This is a genomic window from Quisquiliibacterium sp. (genome assembly GCF_982640115.1).
Map to the genome: position 1 here is coordinate 1 of NZ_CEXFHW010000057.1, position 20384 is coordinate 20384.

The following is a 20384-nucleotide window of genomic DNA, read 5'->3' on the forward strand; positions in this document are numbered from 1 at the left end:
CGGCGCTCAGCTTCGACGCGGTCAGCTTCTGCTACCCGTCCCGGCCTGCCGAGCCGGCACTCGCGGATCTGGATTTTCGCGTCGCGCCGGGCGAGACGGTCGCGCTGGTCGGGCCCTCGGGCTCGGGCAAGACCACGGTCTTCGCCCTGCTGCTGCGCTTCTACGATCCGCAGTCGGGCACGGTGCGCATCGATGGCACCGACCTGCGCGCCTTCCAGCCGGAAGACCTGCGTCAGCGCATCGGCCTGGTCTCGCAGGACAGCGTGGTGTTCTCGGCCGATGTGCTCGAGAACATCCGCTACGGCCGGCTCGACGCCTCCGATGAGGAGGTGCGGGCGGCAGCGCGCGCGGCCAACGTCGAGGAGTTCGTCGAGCGTCTGCCGCAGGGCTATCGCACGCATGTCGGCGAGCGCGGCGTGCGGCTTTCGGGCGGTCAGCGCCAGCGCATCGCGATTGCGCGCGCGCTGCTGAAGAACCCGCCGCTGCTGCTGCTCGACGAAGCCACCAGCGCGCTCGACGCGGCCAGCGAGCAGGCAGTGCAGCTCGCGCTCGAACGCGCGATGCACGGGCGTACCACCCTGGTCATCGCCCACCGGCTGGCCACCATCACCGGCGCCGATCGCATCCTGGTGCTCGACCGCGACCGCCTGGTCGTGTCGGGTACGCATGCGGCGCTGGTCGCCCAGGGCGGGCTCTATGCCCGACTTGCCGCGATGCAGTTCTCGGCCTGAACCCGGCGCGGCCGCTCGCGGCCGCCGGGGTGATGCGCTAACCTAGCGCGCTGCGAAACAGCACCCGACCTCGCCCGCCATCCCTTGCGGGCCGGCAGGACATCCACAGGAGACACATCATGGCTCACCGTCTGGCCGGCAAGATCGTGCTGGTGACCGCCGCTGCCCAGGGCATGGGCCGCGCCGCCGCGCTGGCAATGGCTCGCGAAGGCGCCACCGTTCACGCCACCGACATCCGCGACGATCTGCTCGCCACCCTCGCCGAGGAGGCCCGTGTCGCAGGCCACCCGCTGCACACCCACCACCTCGATGTGACCGACGCGGCGGCCATCGCCGCGCTGATCGCTTCGTTGCCGCCGCTGAACGTGCTCTTCAACTGCGCCGGCTATGTGCACCAGGGCTCGGTGTTCGAGTGTTCCGAAGACGACTGGGACTTCAGCTTCACCATCAATGTGCGCTCGATGTTCCGTACCATCCGGGCGGCGCTGCCGCGCATGCTCGAGAACGGCGGCGGCTCGATCATCAACATGGCCTCGGTATGCTCCTCCGAGAAGGGCTTCCCGAACCGCTTCGTGTATGGCACCACCAAGGCCGCGGTGATCGGCCTGACCAAGTCGATCGCCGCCGACTTCGTCACCCGCGGCATCCGCTGCAATGCCATCGGCCCGGGTACGGTCGACACGCCCAGCCTGCACGACCGCATGCGTCAGCTCGGCGACATCGACGAGGCGCGCCGCATGTTCGTCGGCCGTCAGCCGATGGGCCGACTGGCCGTTGCCGAGGAGATCGTCCCCATCCTCATCTACCTGGCCAGCGACGAGAGCGTGTTCGCCACCGGCCAGATCTTCAATGTCGACGGCGGCATCACCATCTGATCTTCAGCCGGCCCTGCATCCGATTCCCCCCACCAGGAGACAAGCAGCATGAAACTCGTCCGCTATGGCAAACCCGGCAAGGAGAAGCCCGGTCTCATCGACGCCGAAGGCCGCCTGCGCGACCTGTCCGGCGTGGTCCCCGACATCGGCCCGGCCCAGCTCTCGCCGGCCGGGCTGAAGAAACTCGCCAAGGTCAAGGCGGACAAGCTGCCGCTGGTGCGGGGCAAGCCGCGCATGGGCATGCCCTTCACCGGCGCCACCAAGTTCGTGGCCATCGGCCTGAACTACGCCGACCATGCCGCCGAGACCAACAATCCCATCCCCACGGAGCCGATCGTCTTCCACAAGGCGCTGTCCTGCATGCAGGGGCCCGATGACGATGTGATGCTGCCCAAGAACTCGGTCAAGACCGACTGGGAGGTCGAACTGGGCATCGTCATCGGCACCCGTGCGCGCTATGTGAGCAAGCGTGCCGCCCTCGACCATGTGGCCGGCTATGTGCTGGTCAACGATGTCTCGGAGCGGGAGTGGCAGATCGAGCGCGGCCCCACCTGGGACAAGGGCAAGGGCTTCGACACCTTCGGGCCGGTCGGGCCCTGGCTGGTCACCGCCGACGAGGTCGGCAACCCGCAGAAGCTCGACATGTGGCTGGACGTCAACGGCGAGAAGCGTCAGCGCGGCAGCACCAAGACGATGATCTTCGACTGCGCCACCCTGGTGTCCTACGTGAGCGGTCTGTTCACCCTGAATCCGGGCGACATCATCACCACCGGCACCCCGCCGGGTGTGGGCTCGGGCATGAAGCCGCCCAGCTTCCTGAAGGCCGGTGATGTGGTCACCCTGGGCATCCAGGGCCTGGGTCAGCAGACCCAGAAGATCGTCAAGTTCAAGCTCTGATCAGGGCGCCGGGCGCAGCCGGCGGCCTCGGCCGCCGGTTCAGGCGCCCGGGTTGACGCGACCGGCGCTCATCTCCAGGCGTCCGGCCAGGGTGCCGATATCGGTGGGCTGGTGGAACAGGTGGCCCTGGAAGGCCTTGCAGCCCAGGCGTATCGCCAGCTCGAGGTGGCCCGCGGTCTCCACGCACTTGGCCACCGGCTCGATGCCCAGGGCGCCGGCCAGCGCGACCGTGGCTGCGGCGATTGCCGACTCGGTGCGGTTGCCTCCAGCGCCAGCGGCGCGGCGGCAGTCGAGCTTGATGCGATCGGGCGGCACCGTTCCCAGGCCGCGCACCGCGGCGAAGCTGCTGTCGAAGTCGTCCAGCGCGAAGCACACTCCCCGGGCATGGAGCTGTGCCAGCTGCACTGCGGCCGCTGGCCAGTCGGTGATCTGCCCGGTGCCGGCGATCTCGAGCTCGAGCATCTCGCCGGCGAGGCCCTGCGCTGCCAGGGTGTCCTCGACCAGATCGGCGAAGCCGGGATGGGTGAGCTGCGCCGTGGAGGTGTTCACCGCCACCGGGATCGACAGCCCGGTGCGCTGCGCCAGCCAGCGGACATCGTGGCAGGCCTGCTCCAGCACGAGCTGACCGATGGCATGGATGGTGCCGGTCTCCTCGGCAAGGCGAATGAACTCGATCGGCGAGACCGAGCCCAGCTCGGGGTCCTCCCACCGCACCAGCGCCTCCATCCGCAGGATCCGGTGCTCCAGCGCGTCGACCACCGGCTGGTAGACCAGGCGCAGCGCGCCGCAGTCGACCGCGGCCCGCAGGCGCTGGGTCATGAGGGCGCGCCGCGAGGTGTGCACCGTCATGGTCGGCTCGAATACCCGATACGCGCCCTTGCTCTCGGTCTTGGCCTGGTACATGGCCACATCGGCTCGGCGCAGCATCTCCACCGGCTCGACCTCGCCGGGGCTGGCCACCGTCACCCCGATGCTGGCGCCGGCGAACAGGGTCTGCCCCGACACCTGCATCGGCAGGGCGAGCGCCGCCAGCAGCTTGGCCGCCACATGAGAGGCCTCCGACGATCCGGTGGCGATGTGCAGCACCACGGCGAATTCATCGCCGCCCAGGCGGCAGACCACATCGGAACGACGCAGGGTGCTGGTCAGGCGACGCGCCACTTCGCGCAGCAGCTCGTCGCCCACCGCGTGCCCCTGCGAGTCGTTGACCTGCTTGAAGTCGTCCAGGTCGATGAACATCACCGCCACCTGGATGTCGTGGCGGTTGCCGGCCATCGCGCGTTCCACCGCCTGGTGGAAGTAATGCCGGTTGTGCAGGCCGGTGACCGGATCCTGGTGCGCCATCAGGGTCAGGCGTGCCTGCGCGTCGGACTTCTCGGCCAGCTCCCGGGCGAGACGCTGGTCGCGCATCTCGAGCTCGCTGAGCAGTCCGTTGAAGGCGCCGGCCAGGCCCCGGATCTCGCGGGCGTTCTCTTCGCTGGCCCGGACCGTGTAGTCATGTCGCCGGCTGACCTGGATCATCAGGCGCGCCAGCTGTTGCAGGGGCTTCATCACGGCCGGCACCACGCAGGCCAGCATGGCCACGAGCAGCGCCATGGCGCCGGTGGCCACGCCCAGGGCGCTCTCGTCGAGTGCCCACCAGCCGCTCAGTCCACCCAGGGCCACGCCGAGGGCCACCAGGGAACCCGCGCAGACTGCGCTCAGGGCCAGCAGCTGGAAGGTCAGGGTGCTTCGACGCACCGGCTTTGTCAGCTGACGCAGCAGGGATCGTCCGGAAAGGTCCATGGCGGGCAGTCTGCATCGGGAGCCCGCCGCAGGCGCGGACCAATGTCACACCGGCCATGCGAAACTGCCGGGCGCGCCCGGACCGGGCGTGCTTGCCCGCCGTCCCGGGGGGCGCATCGCGAAGGAGCGCCATGAATCACATCGATCTCGCCGGTCGGACAGCCGTGGTCACCGGCGCGGCCTCGGGTATCGGCCTGGGCGTGGCCCGGCGGCTTGCGGGCAGCGGCGCCCGGGTGCTCGCCTGGGACCTCGACGCCGCGGGCGCGCAGGCCGCCGCCGCCGGCCTGCCCGCGGTGCCGCAGGGCGCGCATGCCGGCCTTAGTGTCGATGTCACCGACCAGGATTCGGTTGCGCGGGCCACCGCGGCGAGCCTTGCCCAGGCCGGTGCGATCGACATCCTGGTGTGCAGTGCCGGCATCACCGGACCCAATGCCACCGTCATCGACTACGACCCTGTTGCCTGGCGACGGGTGTTCGAGGTCAACGTGCACGGGGTGTTCCTGTGCAATCGGGCGGTGGTGCGGGCCATGCTGGCTGCAGGCTACGGCCGGGTGATCAACATCGCCTCCGTGGCCGGCAAGGACGGCAACCCCAATGCCAGCGCCTACAGCGCCTCCAAGGCGGCCGTGATCGGACTGACCAAGAGCCTGGGCAAGGAGACTGCGGGGTCCGGGGTGCGGGTCAACTGCGTCACGCCGGCGGCGGTGCGCACCGCGATCTTCGACCAGATGACGCCGCAGCACATCGACTTCATGCTCTCGAAGATCCCGATGGGACGCTTCGGGCTGGTCGAGGAAGTGGCGGCGATGATCGCCTGGCTGGCCTCCGAGGAGTGCTCGTTCTCCACCGGCGCGGTGTTCGATCTCTCGGGCGGCCGTTCGGTGTACTAGGCCCGCTGGCCGCAGGCGGCGCCTGCGGCCGGGTGCTCAGTAGCGTCGGGTGAGGTCTGCCTGCAGGCGCTCGACCAGCCGTGCCGGCTGGGGCGAGGCGGCCGCAGCGCCCTCGCAGAGCCGCGCAGCGATCTCCGCGTGATGCAGGTCGGCGGCGTTGGTGCGGACCACCGGCCGCCATGGGCTGTCGGGCGTGACCGACCAGCTGTCATCGCGGCGCCCGACCGCCATCACGCGGCGCTCCCGCGTGTCGCAGCGCAGCGCCTCGTAGGTGAGGTTGCGCGCGCCGCCGGCGGTGGTGACGAGCAGGCTGTAGCGCACCAGCCGCTCCTGGTCGACCGCGAGGCTCTGGGCGTCGATCTCGACGCGATGGCGCGAGCCGGTATCGACCGCGATCAGCCGCGCCGCCGCGAAGGGCGGCAGGCTGACCGGCAGCGTCGCCTCGAGCGGCTGGGGCTCGCCGATCAGACCGAACATCCGCTGCTGGGCCGCCAGCGGGCCGCCGGCGAGCAGGACCGCGAGCGCGAGGGCGGCGCGCGCAAGCACAGGCCTGGCCGATGTGATCGAGACGAGCGTGGCCCGGGCGGGTGCACCCGCGGCGAGCCGGCGGGGCTGCGCGTGCATGCCCGATCTCATGACCCGGCCTGCCCGGTCTGCGCTTCGGGCCGCGCCGCGCCGGGCGTGACGAAGATCAGGCGCGCGAGCTCGTCGAGCGCCTGGCGATAGACATCCCGCTTGAATTCGATCACCGACTCGAGCGGTATCCAGTAGTCATGCCAACGCCAGGCATCGAACTCGGGGCGCTCCGACGTGCGCAGGCACACATCGGTGTCGCGCCCCACCATCCTCAGCAGGAACCAGATCTGCTTCTGGCCCCGGTAGTGGCCCCGCCACTCGCGCCGCACCCACTGGGTGGGCACCTCGTAGCGCAGCCAGTCGCGGGTGCGGCCGATGATGCGCACATGCTCCGGCTGCAGTCCGACCTCTTCGTGCAGCTCGCGGAACATGGCCTGCTCGGGGGACTCCCCGCGCTTGATGCCGCCCTGCGGGAACTGCCACGAGTGCTCGCGCACACGCTTGCCCCAGAAGACCTCGTTCTTCTGGTTGACGAGAATGATGCCGACGTTGGGGCGGTAGCCATCTCGGTCCAGCATGGGCCAACCCCTCGATCCCTTAGAATGCCCTGATTATATCGACGGTCCTGCCATGAAAGCGTCGCGCTTCCACATTGCCACCCTGAAAGAAGCCCCGGCTGACGCCGAGATCGCGAGCCACCGGCTCATGACCCGCGCCGGCATGATCCGCAAGCTCGCCGGGGGCATCTACAACTACATGCCCATGGGGCTGCGGGTCATTCGCCGCATCGAGGCGATCATCCGCGACGAGATGAACCGGGCCGGCGCCATCGAGCTGCTCATGCCGGTGGTGCAGCCCGCCGAGCTCTGGATGGAATCCGGGCGCTGGGAGCAGTACGGCCCCGAACTGCTGCGCGTGAAGGACCGCCACCAGCGCGACTTCATCATCCAGCCCACCTCGGAGGAGGTGATCACCGACATCGCCCGCCACGAGATCCGCAGCTACCGGCAGATGCCGAAGAATTTCTATCACATCCAGACCAAGTTCCGCGATGAGCGCAGGCCGCGCTTCGGTGTGATGCGCGGTCGCGAATTCACCATGAAGGACGCCTACTCCTTCGACCGCAGCCGCGAGGCGGCCCTGGCCAGCTACCAGGTGATGTTCGACGCCTATACCCGGGTCTTCGAGCGCATGGGGCTCACCTTCCGGGCGGTGGCCGCCGATACCGGCGCCATCGGCGGCTCGGCCAGCCATGAATTCCAGGTGATCGCCGACACCGGCGAGGACGCGATCGCCTGGTGCCCCGAGTCCGGTTACGCGGCCAATGTCGAGCTCGCCGAGGCGGTGCCGCTGCTGGCCGAGCGCGCCGCGCCCACGCTGACGCTGGCCTGCACACCCACGCCCGGCGCGGCACGCTGCGAGGAGGTGGCCGCGCTGCTCGGGTTGCCGCTGTCGCGCACCGTCAAGTCGCTGGTGCTCGCGGTCGATCCGCCGGCGGATGCCGCCTCCGGCACGCCGGCCCAGGTCTGCCTGCTGCTGCTGCGCGGTGACCATGAACTCAACGAGATCAAGGCCGGCAAGCTCGCCGGCATGAAGGGTTTCCGCTTCGCCACCGAGGCCGAGATCCTTGCCCACTTCGGCTGCCCGCCGGGTTATCTCGGCCCGATCGGCACGCTTCGGCCGCTGCGGGTGGTGGCCGACCGCACCGTGGCGCTGATGAGCGATTTCGTCTGCGGCGCCAACCAGGAGGGCCATCACTTCACGGGCGTCAACTGGGAGCGCGATGTGCTGCCCGGGCTGGCAACCCATGGGGTGCAGCTGGAAGTCGCCGATCTGCGCAATGTGGTCGAGGGCGACCCTTCGCCCGATGGCGCCGGTCGTCTGGCGATCCAGCGCGGCATCGAGGTCGGCCATGTGTTCTACCTCGGTACCAAGTACTCCGAGGCCCTCAACGCCAGCTTCATCGACGATGATGGCCGCAGCAAGCTGATCGAGATGGGCTGCTACGGCATCGGCGTCACCCGCCTGCTGGGCGCGGCCATCGAGCAGAACCACGACGAGCGCGGCATCGTGTGGCCGCGCCCGATCGCCCCCTTCGAGGTGGTGGTGGTGCCGCTCGGTTACGGCAAGTCGTCGGCGGTGCGCGAGGCGGCCGATTCGGTCTATGCCGCGCTGCACGAGGCCGGCGTCGATGTGCTGCTCGACGACCGCGACGAGCGCCCCGGCGTGATGTTCGCCGACTGGGAACTGATCGGCGTGCCGCTGCGGGTCACCATCGGCGAGCGCAGCCTCAAGGAAGGTCGCATCGAGCTGGTCACCCGCCGTGGCCTGGTCACCGATGCCATTGCCCTGGCCGGTGCCGCCGAGGCGGTGCGCGAGCGTCTGGCCGCGCTCTAGGCGCCCGTGACCGGGCGGCATCGCTGCGCTTTCTCCGGTGCCGGCCGGCGCGCCGGCAGCGCGGGTCGTTCGGGGGCGGCCCTGCTGGCGCTGTGCCTGTTCGGCCTCGGGCTTCTCATCGGCAAGGCGGCCTGGGCCGGCGCGCAGCAGTATGTGCCGATGAGCGCCGCGGTGCGCAGCGCGCTGTCAGCGGCGGTGGCCACCGACCGCTCGCCCCCCGAGCCGCAGTTCGCCAGCCTCAATGAGAAGGTGGAATGGCTGGCCAGCATGTCGCAGCGGCTGCCGCGCCGCTGGAAGCCCGACTTTCAGACCCGCATGGAGTTCCTCAAGACCGTGCGCTACGAGGCGGCCCGGGCCGGCCTCGACCCGCAGCTGGTGCTGGCGCTGATCGAGGTCGAGAGCTACTTCCGCCGCTATGCGGTCTCGCATGCCGGGGCGCGGGGCTACATGCAGGTCATGCCCTTCTGGACCACCCTGATCGGCGACGGCGATGCCTCCAAGCTCTTCGACATGCGCACCAACCTGCGCTACGGCTGCAGCATCCTGCGCCACTACATCGACCTCGAGGGCGGCAACCTGTTCCTGGCGCTGGGCCGCTACAACGGCAGCCGTGGCCGTCCGGAGTACCCCGAGTCGGTGATGAAGGCCTGGCGAAAGTGGGAGTTCAAGCCCCCGGCGCCGGCTTCTGGGGCACCACCGCCATCGTGATCCGCGAGGTGCACACCGGGCGGCCGGCATCGTCCTCGATCTCGATCTGCCAGACCTGGGTGCTGCGCCCCACGTGCACCGGGCGGCAGTGACCGTGCACCCAGCCCTCGCGCACCGCGCGCAGGTGGTTGGCGTTGATGTCGAGGCCGACGGCGCTCCAGCCCTCTTCCAGACACAGCCAGGCGGCCACGCTGCCCAGGGTCTCGGCCAGGGTGACCGAGGCGCCGCCGTGCAGGATGCCGGCCGGCTGCACGGTACGGCGATCGACCGGCATGCGGGCCTTCAGGGTGTTCTGGCCGACTTCGGTGATCTCGATGCCGAGCAGGCCGACCACGGTGTTCTCGTGGTTGCGGTTGAGCTGCTCGGCGGTGAGGCCGCGACGAAAGCGCGGCTGGCTGGCGGATGGGGCGCTCATGGGGCTGCGGGTCTCAGGCGACGGGTTGCGCGGGTGGGGAGTCGGGGAGCACCTTGCCCGGGTTGAGGATGCCGGCCGGGTCGAGTGCCTGCTTGAGCGATCGCATCAGGGCGATCTCGACGGCCGGCTTGTAGTGGGCATTCTCCTCGCGCTTGAGCTGGCCCAGACCGTGCTCGGCGGAGATCGAACCGTGGTGGCGATCGACCGCGTCATAGACGATGCGGTTGATCAGCGGCTCGTTGGCCAGGAAGGCCTCGGGGTCGACACCCGGCGCCGGCGACACGTTGTAGTGCAGGTTGCCGTCGCCGAGATGGCCGAAGACCACCATGCGCACCCCCGGTGCGGCGCGCTCGATCTCGGCGTTGGTCTGCGCCACATAGGCGGCAATGGAGGAGATCGGCACACCGATGTCGTGCTTGATGTTCTTGCCCTCCATGGCCTGGGCGAGCGGGATGTTCTCGCGCAGCGCCCAGAAGGCCCGCGACTGGGCGATGGAGGAGGCCACCGCCGCGTCGGTGATCAGCCCTGCCTCGAGGGCCTCGGCCATCAGCGCCTCGAACAGCGCCTGGGCGTGCTCCTCGCCTTCGGAGTCGGACGACTCCAGCAGCACATAGCAGGGCGAGGGCTCGGCGAGGGGGCGGCGCGACTGGGGGAAGTGCCGGTCGACCAGGCTCAGGCAGAACTCGCTGATCAGCTCGAAGGCGGTGAGCGAGGCGGCCAGGCGTTGCTTGGCCAGGTTGAGCAGGGCCACCGCCCGCTCGACATCGGGCACCGCCGCGAAGGCGGTGAGCTGTGCGGCGGGTAACGGGAAGAGCTTGAGCGTGGCCGCGGTGATGATGCCCAGCGTGCCTTCCGAGCCGATGAACAGGTCGCGCAGGCTGTAGCCGGTGTTGTCCTTGCGCAGCCCGCGCAGGCCGTCCCAGATCTCGCCCGAGGCGGTGACCACCTCCAGGCCCAGACAGAGGTCGCGGGTGTTGCCGTAGCGCAGCACCTGCACGCCTCCGGCGTTGGTGGCGAGGTTGCCGCCGATGGTGCAGGATCCCTCGGCAGCGAGCGACAGCGGGAACAGCCGCCCGGCTTCGCGGGCGGCGCGCTGCACCTCGGCGAGCACGCAGCCGGCCTCGACGGTGATGGTGTCGTTGCCGGTGTCGATGGCGCGGATGCCGTTCATGCGCGCGAGCGAGAGCACCAGCGCCCGCCCCGAGTCGTCGGGCGTGCCTCCGCCCACCAGCCCGGTGTTGCCGCCCTGCGGCACGATCGGGATGCCGGCCTGGGCGCAGTGACGCACCAGCGCTGCGACCGCCGCGGTGCTGCGCGGCTGAGCCACCGCGAGCGCGCGGCCGTGGTAGCGCTTGCGCCAGTCGGTGACGAAGGCCGCGGCACTCTGCTCGTCGTGGATGATGCCGGCGTCGGTCGGCCAGGCGGTGGCGGGCAGTCGGCTGTTCATCTTGCCTCCGGGAGTGGGACGGCGCGGCTCAGCGCGGTTCGCGGAACCGACCGCCGGCCGCGTTGGCCATGTGGACCACCGCGCGCTCGACTTCAAGCGGACTCAGGCCCGGGTCGCCACCCTTGGGCGGCATCTGCCGGATGCCGCGCATGGCGGTGCGCACCAGCGATTTCTGGCCTTCGGCGATCAGCGGCTTCCAGGCGGCGACATCACCGAGGCGGGGCGCCTTGAGCGCGCCGCTGTCGTGGCAGGCCGAGCAGACCTGCCGGTAGACCTGGTCGCCGCTGCGCCCGCCGGGATCGCCAGCCGTGCGCGCGGCCGATCCGGCGGCGGCCGCGGCGGCGGGCGCGCCCGATGCGGTCTGGGCCAGCGCCGGCGAAGCGCCCGCGCCCAGCGCCCAGGCCAGGCCCAGCGCCCAGGCCAGGCTGAGCGCCCGGGCCAGGCTCGGCGCCCGGGCGAGGCTCGGGCTGCCGCCTCCGGAGCCCCGGCGCCATGCGAGGCGCAGGTCCCGGGTCGGGCGATGACCGATGAGCGGACGCATGGGCGCCTCGGCTAGCGCATGCCGGGCAGCATGCCCTTCATGCCCCGCATCATCTTGGCCAGCCCGCCCTTCTGCATCTTCTTCATCATCGACTGCATCTGGTCGAACTGGGAGAGCAGGCGGTTGACCTCCTGCACCTGAACACCTGCGCCGGTGGCAATGCGCCGCTTGCGGCTGGCCTTGATGATCTCGGGCCGTGCGCGTTCGGCCGGGGTCATGGCGTGGATGATGCCCTGCATGCGCTTCATGTCGCGCTCGGCCCGGGTGAGGTCGGTCTGCCCCGCGGCCGCCTGCATCTGCGCCGGCAGCTTGTCGACCAGGGACGACAGCCCGCCCATCTTCTTCATCTGCGAGATCTGGGTGAGGAAGTCGTTGAGGTCGAAGCGGTTGCCGGACTTCAGCTTGGCGGCAAGGTCCTGGGCTGCCCCCTGGTCGACCGCCTTCTGCGCCTCTTCGACCAGCGACAGGATGTCGCCCATGCCGAGGATGCGGTTGGCCATGCGCTCCGGGTGGAAGCCCTCGAGGCCGGCGAGTTTCTCGCCGGTGCCCACGAACTTGATCGGCTTGCCGGTGACCGCCTTCACCGACAGCGCCGCGCCGCCGCGGGAATCGCCGTCGAGCTTGGTGAGCACGATGCCGGTGAGCGGCAGCGCCTCGCCGAAGGCCCGGGCGGTGTTCACCGCGTCCTGGCCCTGCATGGCATCGACGACGAACAGGGTCTCGATCGGCGAGAGCGTCTGGTGCAGCTCGCGGATCTCGGCCATCAGGCGCTCGTCGATGGCCAGGCGACCGGCGGTATCGACCAGCAGCACATCGTGGTAGTGGGTGCGACCCCATTGCAGCGCGGCGCGCGCGATGTCCACCGGCTTCTGGTCAGGCGTGGACGCGAAGAAATCGGCTCCCGCCTGCTCGGTGACCAGACGCAGCTGCTCGATGGCCGCCGGCCGATAGATGTCGCAGGAGACGGTGAGCACCTTCTTGCGGCGGGTTTCACGCAGCCAGCGGGCAAGCTTGCCCACGGTGGTGGTCTTGCCCGCCCCCTGCAGGCCGGCCATGAGGATGATGGCGGGCGGAGTGGTGGCCAGATCGAGCTCGGCCGATGCGCCGCCCATGAGCTCGGTGAGTTCGCGATGCACCACGCCGACCAGCGCCTGGCCCGGGGTGAGGCTGGCCAGCACCTCCTGGCCGAGCGCCTTCTCGCGGATGCGGGCGATGAGGTCGCGGACCACCGGCAGGGCGACATCGGCCTCGAGCAGCGCGATGCGGATCTCGCGCAGCATGTCCTGGGTGTTGGCCTCGGTGAGCCGGGCCTCGCCGCGCAGGGTCTTGACGACGCGGGCGAGCCGCTGGGAGAGATTGTCGAGCATGGCCTTGGAGTAAACTGACCCGCTTCCCACCGACGCGGACCCGATGTCGATTCTACTGGTTATCGCCAGCCTGCTCACCGCGGCGCTCTACCTGCCCGCCTGGCGGTCGGCGCTGCGCGGGGCCAGGGGCGCAGACCGGTCGGGGCGCGACGGCGATCCCGCGGCGGCCGGGGCTGGCCGCGCGGTCTCGGAGCCGGCGCCCTGGCTGCTTGGCGCGGGGCTGCTCACGCATGCCTATGCGCTGGGGCTGGCGGTCTACACCGAGGACGGGCTGCGCTTCGGGTTTGCGCAGGTGCTCTCGGGCAGCCTGCTGCTGGGCGTGGCCGTGCTTTGGCTCGAGGGCCTCTCGGTGCGGGTGCAGGCGCTGCGCATTCCGCTGCTGCCCACGGCCGCCCTGGCCTGCGCCCTGCCGCTGGCCTTCCCCGGCGCCCTGATCGCCCAGGAGAGCGTGCGGCCCTTGTTCATGCCCCACCTGCTCGCCGGCACGCTGGCCTACGGGGTGCTTACCCTGGCGGCGCTGCATGCCGCGCTGATGGCCGCCGCCGAGCGCTCGCTGCACGCCGGCGCCACCGGTCACCGCTCGGTGTTCGGCCGTTGGGTCGAGGAACTGCCGCCCCTGCTGTCCCTGGAGCGCATCCTGTTCCGCATGATCGCGGTCGGCTTCGTGCTGCTCTCCCTCACCGTGCTGAGCGGCATCCTGTTCTCCGAGGCCACCTTCGGGCGCCCCCTGCGCTTCGATCACAAGACGGTGTTCGCGGTCACCTCCTGGGTGCTCTTCGGCGTGTTGCTGGCGGGGCGACAGATGCGCGGCTGGCGCGGTCGCACCGCGCTGCGCTTCACCATGTTCGGTTTCGCGGTGCTGCTGCTGGCCTATGCCGGCAGCCGCTTCGTCCTCGAGGTGGTGCTGCAGCGCGCCTGACCGGGCCGCGCCTGCCGCCGCTGTCGCGCCCATGGGCAAGCTGCTCAGCTGGATTGCGATCATCGCGCTGGTCTACGCCGGCATGCGCCTGTTCGTCGTCCTGAAGCGCAAGTCCCGGCTGGCCGGTGCGCGCCGTGCGGCCGCGCGCCCGGCCTCCCCGCCGCCAGGCGGCGCGCCCGAGCGCATCCTGCCCTGCGACCACTGCGGGGTGCACATGCCGGCCTCCGACATGGTCATCGCCGACGGGCGCCATTTCTGCAGCCCGGAGCACCGGGATGCCTTCCGCCGCTGAGCCCCTGCGCGACCGGGCCGTCCCGTCGGTCCCGGGCGCGCTTGCCGGCCTGTGGCCGACGGTGGGCGAAACCCACCGCACCTCGTTGCGCTTCCTCGCCCTGGCCCGGCTGGTGGTGGTGGCGCTGCTGCTCACCTTCGTGCTGGTCACCGACGGCGATCGCGGCAACGCCCTGATCGCCGAGCGTGAGCGGTTCCTGGCCGTGGGCGTGGTGTACTTCGGCGCTGCGGTCGCCTTCCTGGTGGCCATGCCACGGCTGCGGCGCTGGTTCCATGCGCAGCTCTCGGTGCACCTGCTGGTCGATCTGCTGATGCTCACCCTGCTGATGCACTTCGCCGGCGGTGTGCGCAGCGGCTTTGGCGTGCTGCTGGTGAGTGCGGTGATCGGCGCCGCGGTGCTCAGCGTTCCCCGGTTGGCGGTGTTCCATGCCGCCCTGGCATCGCTGCTGCTGCTGGGCGAGCAGGCGCTGCGATCGCTGGCCGAGCCGGTGTTCGACAGCGCGCTCATGGTCCAGGCCGGGCTGATCGGCCTGGCCGGGATTGCCCTGTCGGCGATGGTCAGCCTCCTGGGCGCGCGGCTGGCCGCCCAGGAGGCGCTCGCCCGGCGCCGGGGCGCCGATCTTCGTTCCCAGGTGGCGATCAACCGGCTGGTGATCGCCGAGATCTCCCAGGGCGTGATCGTGCTCGATGCCGACGGACGGGTGCGGACCATGAACCCCATCGCGCAACAGATGGTCGATGGCGCCGTGGCCTCCGATGCCCTCGAGCGCCTGGCTCAGGCCCGCCACGCGCCCGACCGCGAGTGCGATGTCGAGATCGGCGCGCCCGATGCCGAACACCGGGTGCGTGTGCGGCATCTTCTGCCCGACTCCGACGAGCGCTCCGGCGCCAGCGTGTTGCTGGTGGAGGATCTGCACGAGGTGCAGGAACGCGCCCGCCAGCTCAAGCTGGCCGCCATGGGCCGGCTCTCGGCCTCGATCGCCCACGAGATCCGCAACCCGCTGGCGGCGATCCGTCACGCCAACGGCCTGCTGGCCGAGCGGCTGACCGACCCGCTCGGTCAGCGTCTGGCCCGCATGGTCGAGGACAACTCGGTGCGCATCGACCGCATCGTCGAGGATGTGCTTGCCATCGCGCGTCGTGGCCGCGGCCCGGTCACCGATGCCGTCGCCCCGGGTGTCTTCCTGGCAGCGCTGCTGGCCGACCTCGAAGCCAGCGGGCAGGTGCCGGCGGGCCGGGTCGTGCTCGAGATCGCCACCGAGGACCCCATCCGCTTCGACCCCAGCCAGCTGCGTCAGGTGCTGGTGAACCTCCTGGTCAATGCCGTGCGCTATGCGTCGTCCAGCCCCGGCGCCATCGCCCTGGTGTGGCGGCGCGGTGTCGACCATCGACTAGAATTGTGCGTGTCGGACGACGGTCCGGGTCTGTCCGATGAAATGCTCCAGCATGCCTTCGAACCCTTCTTCACCTCCGAAGCCCGCGGCAGCGGTCTGGGGCTCTACCTGGTGCGCGAATTCTGCGAGGGCAATGCCGCCTCCGTGCGCTTCGAGCGGCGCGAGCGCGAGGCGCCGCGCAGCAGCGTGTTCGTGATCCGGCCCTCGTCATGAGTGCCGACCTCATGGGGGCGCGCAGTGCCCGCTCGCCTCGCGTCCTCGTGGTTGACGACGAGGCCGACCTGCGCGAGCTGCTCGAGATCACCCTGGTCGGCATGGGGCTCGATGTCGACTGCGCCGCCTCGCTCGCCGAGGCCCGGGTGCTGCTCGGCCGGCGCGAGTTTTCGCTGTGTCTCACCGACATGCGGCTGCCCGATGGTGAAGGCATCGACCTGCTTCGCACCATCGCGAGCGCCCACCCCGGGGTGCCGGTGGCCGTCATCACCGCCTACGGCAGCGCCGACAACGCGGTGGCGGCCCTCAAGGCCGGCGCATTCGACTACCTCGCCAAGCCGGTGGCCCTGGATGCCTTGCGTGCGCTGGTGCGTGGCGCGCTGCAGGCCGGCGGCACCACGGCGCCGCGCACCTCCGATGCGTCGTCCACGCCTGATCCTCTCGGTGCCCTGATCGGCAACTCGCCGGCCATGGCCGCGGTGCGCGCCCAGGTGCTGCGGCTGTCGCGCAGCATGGCACCGGTGGCCATCGGCGGGGAGTCGGGCTCGGGCAAGGAGCTCGCCGCGCGGCTCATCCACCAGACCGGTGCGCGCGCGGCCCGCGCCTTCGTGGCGGTCAACTGCGGCGCCATCCCCGAGTCCCTGATGGAGTCCGAGTTCTTCGGTCACCGCAAGGGCGCATTCACCGGTGCCGATCAGGAGCGCGAGGGGTTCTTCCAGGCGGCCGACGGCGGCACGCTGTTCCTCGACGAGGTGGCCGACCTGCCGCTGGCCATGCAGGTGAAGCTGCTGCGCGCCATCCAGGAGAAGCGGGTCCGCAAGGTCGGCGCGAATACCGAGGAGCCGGTGGATGTGCGGATCATCAGCGCCACCCACCAGGATCTTTCGCGCTGCGTGGCCGCGGGCCGCTTCCGCCAGGACCTGTTCTACCGGCTCAATGTCATCGAGCTGCGGGTGCCGCCGCTGCGCGAGCGCCGCGAGGACATCCCCGCGCTCGCCCAGGCGATCCTCGCGCGCCTGAGTCAGCGCGCGGGCATCCAGCCGGTGCCCGGGCTCGCCTCGGTCACCGAACGCTACCTGCAGTCGTACGCGTTCCCGGGCAATGTGCGCGAGCTCGAGAACCTCCTGGAGCGGGCACTGGCCTTCGCGAGCGGCGATCTCATCCGGGTCGAGGATCTCGGCCTGCGACCGGCGGTGCTCGAGGCCGAGCTCGAGACCGCCGTCGCGGCCGGCGATGACGAGCCATCCGGTGCCGATGTCGGCGGGTCCGACCCCTCGCCGGGAAGTCCCCTGCCGGCAGCGGGCTTCGTGCTCGACGCGCACGGCGTGCCCGACTCGCTGACCCACTACCTCGATCAGGTCGAACGCGACGCGATCCTGCGTGCGCTGGAGCAGACCGGCCAGAACCGCACCGCCGCGGCCCGGCGGCTGGGCATCACCTTTCGGGCGCTGCGCTACCGCATGCAGCGGCTCGGCATCCAGTGAGCGGCGAGCCGGGTGCGGCGCGGCAGGCTGCGCCGGTGCCTGCGGGCTGGCTGCCGGGTGCCCGGGTGGTGGTCTCGCCCCATCAGGACGAGCGGCCCGATCCTGCGGTGGTCGATCTGCTGGTGGTCCACCACATCAGCCTGCCGCCCGGGCGGTTCGGTGGTGATGCAATCGAGCGGCTGTTCACCGGCACGCTCGACCCGGCGGCCCATCCCTTCTTCGCCTCGATTGCGGGCTTGCGCGTCTCGGCCCATTTCCTCATCCGCCGGCGCGGTGAGCTGCTGCAGTTCGTCGACACCCGGCGCCGCGCCTGGCACGCCGGCGTCTCGCGCCTGGGCGAGCGCGAGCGCTGCAACGATTTCTCCATCGGCGTCGAACTCGAGGGTGACGGCGAGCATCCCTTCACCGCGCTCCAGTATCGCCGCCTGGCCAGCCTGACCCGGCTGTTGTGCCGGCGCCACCCCTTGCGCTGGCTGGCCGGCCACAGCGACATCGCGCCCGGTCGCAAGACAGATCCGGGTCCGTTTTTTGACTGGCCCCGGCTGCTCGAGCAGCTAGAAGGCACGGGGCTGTCGAGACCTTTCTGACCGGAATGCCGCGCCGATGCTTGCGCTTCACGGCGCGATGCAAGGCGGCAGCGGCCTGTCCCGGTGCCCGATCGACCAGGCCCCTCCCGCTGGCGCTGCCGTCATCGCGCAGGAGCCGTTCGAGAACGCGTGTCAAGGCCCTCCCGGGCGCTTGCGTTGCGCTGCGGCCGGCCACTAGAATTAGTGGTTACAGGGTCGTCACAGCCCATATATAGTGGTCTTGTCGGCGTTGTCCCGGTCAGCCTTTCGCTCTTTGAATCGCCTTGTGCCGGCGACCCGCTCGACCGGCATTCGGTCGCGGCGTCGGGCGGGCGCCCACCCGGATCCCCTGGCTGCGATCGCAGCCATTCCTGATTCACACCGTCGTCGCTGGAGGAAAAGCATATGCAATGGGTAGGTGAGAACGCCCCCGTTTCCACGGTCAATCCGCTGACCGCCTGGACGGGCAACGCCCCTGAAGACGCCGCGGCGCAGGCGGCGCTGTTCGCCGATTTCAAGATCATCCGGCGCAACGGGGCGGTGGTGGCGTTCGAGCCGCACAAGATCTCGGTGGCCATGACCAAGGCCTTCCTGGCGGTGAGCGGCGGCCAGGGGGCGGCTTCAGCCCGGGTTCGCGAGCTCGTCGAGCAGCTCACCCAGGCCGTCATCCAGGCGCTGGTGCGCGGCAAGGCCGGCGGCGCCATCTTCCACATCGAAGACATCCAGGATCATGTCGAGCTCGCGCTCATGCGCTCCGGCGAGCACGAGGTTGCCCGGGCCTACGTGCTCTATCGCGAACGTCGCGCCCAGGAGCGTGCCGCCCGCCAGCAGGCTGCCGAGCCCGCGCGCCCCACGCTGCATGTGGTTGACGCCGGCGTGCGCCGCCCGCTCGACGAGGCCGCGCTCGGTGCGCTGGTGGCCGCCGCCTGTCAGGGGCTCGAGGCCTACACCAGCCCCGATGCCATCCTCGCCGATACCATCAAGAACCTCTATGACGGCGTGCCCCTCGAAGAGGTGCACAAGTCGACCATCCTGTCGGCCCGTGCCCTGATCGAGAAGGACCCCGCCTACAGCCAGGTCACGGCCCGGCTGCTGCTGCACACCGTCCGCCGCGAGGTGCTCGGCGAGGAGGTCTCGCAGGGCGAGATGGCCAGCCGCTACGCCGACTACTTCCCGATGTTCATCCGTCGCGGCATCGAGGCTGGCCTGCTCGATGGGCAACTGGCCAACTTCGACCTCGCCCGGCTCGGCGCCGCGCTGCGATCCGACCGCGACCTGCAGTTCGGCTATCTCGGCCTGCAGACCCTCTACGACCGTTACTTCCTGCACATCGATGAGGTCCGCATCGAGCTGCCGCAGGCCTTCTTCATGCGGGTCGCCATGGGGCTGGCGCTCAACGAGATCGATCGCGAAGCTCGCGCCATCGAGTTCTACGAGCTGCTGTCCACCTTCGACTTCATGAGCTCCACGCCCACGCTGTTCAACGCGGCCACCCAGCGTTCGCAGCTGTCCTCCTGCTACCTCACCACGGTGTCCGACGACCTCGACGGCATCTACGAGGCCATCAAGGAGAACGCCCTGCTCGCCAAGTATGCCGGCGGCCTGGGCAACGACTGGACCCCGGTGCGTGCGCTCGGCAGCCACATCCGCGGCACCAACGGCAAGAGCCAGGGTGTGGTGCCCTTCCTGAAGGTGGTCAACGACACCGCCGTGGCAGTCAATCAGGGCGGCAAGCGCAAGGGTGCGGTCTGCGCCTACCTCGAGACCTGGCACCTCGACATCGAGGAATTCCTCGACCTGCGCAAGAACACCGGTGATGACCGCCGTCGCACCCATGACATGAACACCGCGAACTGGATCCCCGATCTGTTCATGAAGCGGGTCATGGAAGGCGCCGACTGGACGCTGTTCTCGCCGGCCGATTGTCCTGACCTGCACGACAAGGTGGGTCGCGCCTTCGAGGAGGCCTACACCCGCTACGAGCAGAAGGCGGCCAGCGGCGAGCTCAAGCTGTTCAAGAAGGTGCCGGCGGTGCAGCTCTGGCGGCGCATGCTCAGCATGCTCTTCGAGACCGGCCATCCCTGGCTGACCTTCAAGGATCCCTGCAACCTGCGCAGCCCCCAGCAGCATGTGGGCGTCGTGCACAGCTCCAACCTGTGCACCGAGATCACCCTGAACACCGGACCGAGCGAGATCGCGGTCTGCAACCTGGGTTCGGTGAACCTGGTGGCGCACATGGTCGAGGTCACCGGTGCTGATGGCGTCACCCGCCAGCAACTCGACCACGCCAAGCTCGCCCGTACGGTGCGCATCGCCATGCGCATGCTCGACAACGTCATCGACATCAACTACTACGCGGTCGGCAAGGCTCGCAACAGCAACCTGAAGCACCGCCCGGTGGGTCTGGGCATCATGGGCTTCCAGGACTGCCTGCACCTCATGCGCGTGCCCTTTGCCAGCCAGGAGGCGGTCGAGTTCGCCGACCGTTCCATGGAGGCAGTCTGCTACTACGCCTACATGGCGTCCACCGAACTTGCCGAGGAACGCGGCCGGTACTCCAGCTTCAAGGGCTCCCTCTGGGATCTCGGCATCCTGCCCAAGGATTCGCTCGATCTGCTCGAGCAGGAGCGTGGCGGCTATGTCGAGGTCGACCGTTCCGAGACCCTCGACTGGGCCTCGCTGCGCCAGCGCATCGCGCAGCACGGCATGCGCAACTCCAATTGCGTGGCCATCGCGCCCACCGCCACCATCTCCAACATCATCGGCGTGTCGGCCTGCATCGAGCCCACCTACCAGAACCTTTACGTCAAATCCAACCTCTCCGGTGAGTTCACGGTGGTCAACGACTACCTCGTGCGTGATCTCAAGGCGCAGGGCCTCTGGGACGA

19 protein-coding genes are annotated in these 20384 nt (G+C 69.9%); 12 read left to right on the forward strand and 7 right to left on the reverse strand.

Annotated features, from left to right (window positions below; all coding sequences use genetic code 11):
• The 3 genes from AC2H6A_RS08470 to AC2H6A_RS08480 all read left to right on the forward strand — a co-directional run.
• On the forward strand, positions 1-731 hold a 731-nt coding region (locus tag AC2H6A_RS08470; protein WP_484272725.1), incomplete at its 5' end, for an ATP-binding cassette domain-containing protein.
• A gap of 119 nt (positions 732-850) precedes the next feature.
• Positions 851-1606 carry an SDR family oxidoreductase gene (locus AC2H6A_RS08475; RefSeq protein ID WP_484272726.1) on the forward strand — a complete coding sequence of 252 codons (756 nt, stop codon included), beginning with the start codon at positions 851-853 and terminating at the stop codon, positions 1604-1606.
• A gap of 48 nt (positions 1607-1654) precedes the next feature.
• Positions 1655-2503: a fumarylacetoacetate hydrolase family protein gene (locus tag AC2H6A_RS08480; RefSeq protein WP_484272727.1), complete on the forward strand. Its 849-nt coding sequence runs from the start codon at positions 1655-1657 to the stop codon at positions 2501-2503.
• 39 nt (positions 2504-2542) lie between these two features.
• On the opposite strand, the gene AC2H6A_RS08485 is transcribed toward AC2H6A_RS08480, so the two are convergent.
• On the reverse strand, positions 2543-4243 hold the full coding sequence (locus AC2H6A_RS08485; RefSeq protein ID WP_484272728.1) for a putative bifunctional diguanylate cyclase/phosphodiesterase: 1701 nt from the start codon (positions 4241-4243) through the stop codon (positions 2543-2545).
• A 176-nt stretch (positions 4244-4419) separates the two neighbouring features.
• Between AC2H6A_RS08485 and AC2H6A_RS08490 the strand changes: the two genes are divergently transcribed.
• Positions 4420-5178 carry an SDR family NAD(P)-dependent oxidoreductase gene (locus AC2H6A_RS08490; RefSeq protein WP_484272729.1) on the forward strand — a complete coding sequence of 253 codons (759 nt, stop codon included), beginning with the start codon at positions 4420-4422 and terminating at the stop codon, positions 5176-5178.
• 36 nt (positions 5179-5214) lie between these two features.
• Here the strand turns inward: AC2H6A_RS08490 and AC2H6A_RS08495 are convergent, their stop codons facing one another.
• Together AC2H6A_RS08495 and AC2H6A_RS08500 are read right to left on the reverse strand one after the other, a co-directional pair.
• The gene (locus AC2H6A_RS08495; RefSeq protein WP_484272730.1) at positions 5215-5802 is read right to left on the reverse strand and encodes a CNP1-like family protein; all 588 of its coding nucleotides are present in this window, start codon (positions 5800-5802) and stop codon (positions 5215-5217) included.
• Positions 5803-5810: 8 nt separating this feature from the next.
• Positions 5811-6332, reverse strand: a complete 522-nt coding sequence (locus tag AC2H6A_RS08500) for an RNA pyrophosphohydrolase (RefSeq protein ID WP_484272731.1) — start codon at positions 6330-6332, stop codon at positions 5811-5813.
• A 52-nt stretch (positions 6333-6384) separates the two neighbouring features.
• Here AC2H6A_RS08500 and AC2H6A_RS08505 point away from each other — a divergent pair, with 52 nt between their 5' ends.
• The gene (locus tag AC2H6A_RS08505; protein ID WP_484272732.1) at positions 6385-8151 is read left to right on the forward strand and encodes a proline--tRNA ligase; all 1767 of its coding nucleotides are present in this window, start codon (positions 6385-6387) and stop codon (positions 8149-8151) included.
• 6 nt (positions 8152-8157) lie between these two features.
• The gene (locus AC2H6A_RS08510) at positions 8158-8859 is read left to right on the forward strand and encodes a transglycosylase SLT domain-containing protein (RefSeq protein WP_484272733.1); all 702 of its coding nucleotides are present in this window, start codon (positions 8158-8160) and stop codon (positions 8857-8859) included.
• Here AC2H6A_RS08510 and AC2H6A_RS08515 read toward each other — a convergent pair.
• Genes AC2H6A_RS08515 through ffh form a run of 4 tightly spaced genes read right to left on the reverse strand, consistent with a single transcriptional unit; the run spans position 8816 to position 12629 of the window.
• Entirely contained in the window at positions 8816-9274 is a 459-nt protein-coding gene (locus AC2H6A_RS08515; protein ID WP_484272734.1) for a hotdog fold thioesterase, read from the reverse strand. The genes AC2H6A_RS08510 and AC2H6A_RS08515 overlap by 44 nt on opposite strands.
• A gap of 13 nt (positions 9275-9287) precedes the next feature.
• On the reverse strand, positions 9288-10721 hold the full coding sequence (locus tag AC2H6A_RS08520; protein WP_484272735.1) for an FAD-binding oxidoreductase: 1434 nt from the start codon (positions 10719-10721) through the stop codon (positions 9288-9290).
• Positions 10722-10749: 28 nt separating this feature from the next.
• Positions 10750-11262: a c-type cytochrome gene (locus AC2H6A_RS08525; RefSeq protein ID WP_484272736.1), complete on the reverse strand. Its 513-nt coding sequence runs from the start codon at positions 11260-11262 to the stop codon at positions 10750-10752.
• An 11-nt stretch (positions 11263-11273) separates the two neighbouring features.
• Complete coding sequence (gene ffh, locus AC2H6A_RS08530; RefSeq protein ID WP_484272737.1) at positions 11274-12629, reverse strand: signal recognition particle protein; 1356 nt, start codon at positions 12627-12629, stop codon at positions 11274-11276.
• A 43-nt stretch (positions 12630-12672) separates the two neighbouring features.
• Between ffh and AC2H6A_RS08535 the strand changes: the two genes are divergently transcribed.
• From AC2H6A_RS08535 to AC2H6A_RS08560, 6 genes are all read left to right on the forward strand, one after another.
• Complete coding sequence (locus AC2H6A_RS08535; protein ID WP_484272738.1) at positions 12673-13548, forward strand: cytochrome C assembly family protein; 876 nt, start codon at positions 12673-12675, stop codon at positions 13546-13548.
• A 31-nt stretch (positions 13549-13579) separates the two neighbouring features.
• Positions 13580-13840 (forward strand): PP0621 family protein, encoded by a 261-nt coding sequence (locus AC2H6A_RS08540; RefSeq protein WP_484272739.1) that lies wholly within the window; start codon positions 13580-13582, stop codon positions 13838-13840.
• Complete coding sequence (locus AC2H6A_RS08545; protein WP_484272740.1) at positions 13824-15446, forward strand: sensor histidine kinase; 1623 nt, start codon at positions 13824-13826, stop codon at positions 15444-15446. The genes AC2H6A_RS08540 and AC2H6A_RS08545 overlap by 17 nt, the downstream gene beginning before the upstream one ends.
• Positions 15443-16930 (forward strand): sigma-54-dependent transcriptional regulator, encoded by a 1488-nt coding sequence (locus AC2H6A_RS08550; RefSeq protein WP_484272741.1) that lies wholly within the window; start codon positions 15443-15445, stop codon positions 16928-16930. The genes AC2H6A_RS08545 and AC2H6A_RS08550 overlap by 4 nt, the downstream gene beginning before the upstream one ends.
• Positions 16927-17517, forward strand: a complete 591-nt coding sequence (gene ampD / locus AC2H6A_RS08555) for a 1,6-anhydro-N-acetylmuramyl-L-alanine amidase AmpD (RefSeq protein ID WP_484272742.1) — start codon at positions 16927-16929, stop codon at positions 17515-17517. Before AC2H6A_RS08550 ends, ampD begins: the two co-directional genes overlap by 4 nt.
• A 384-nt stretch (positions 17518-17901) precedes the next feature.
• Positions 17902-20384: ribonucleoside-diphosphate reductase subunit alpha (locus tag AC2H6A_RS08560; RefSeq protein ID WP_484272743.1), on the forward strand; the 2483-nt coding region annotated here is incomplete at its 3' end.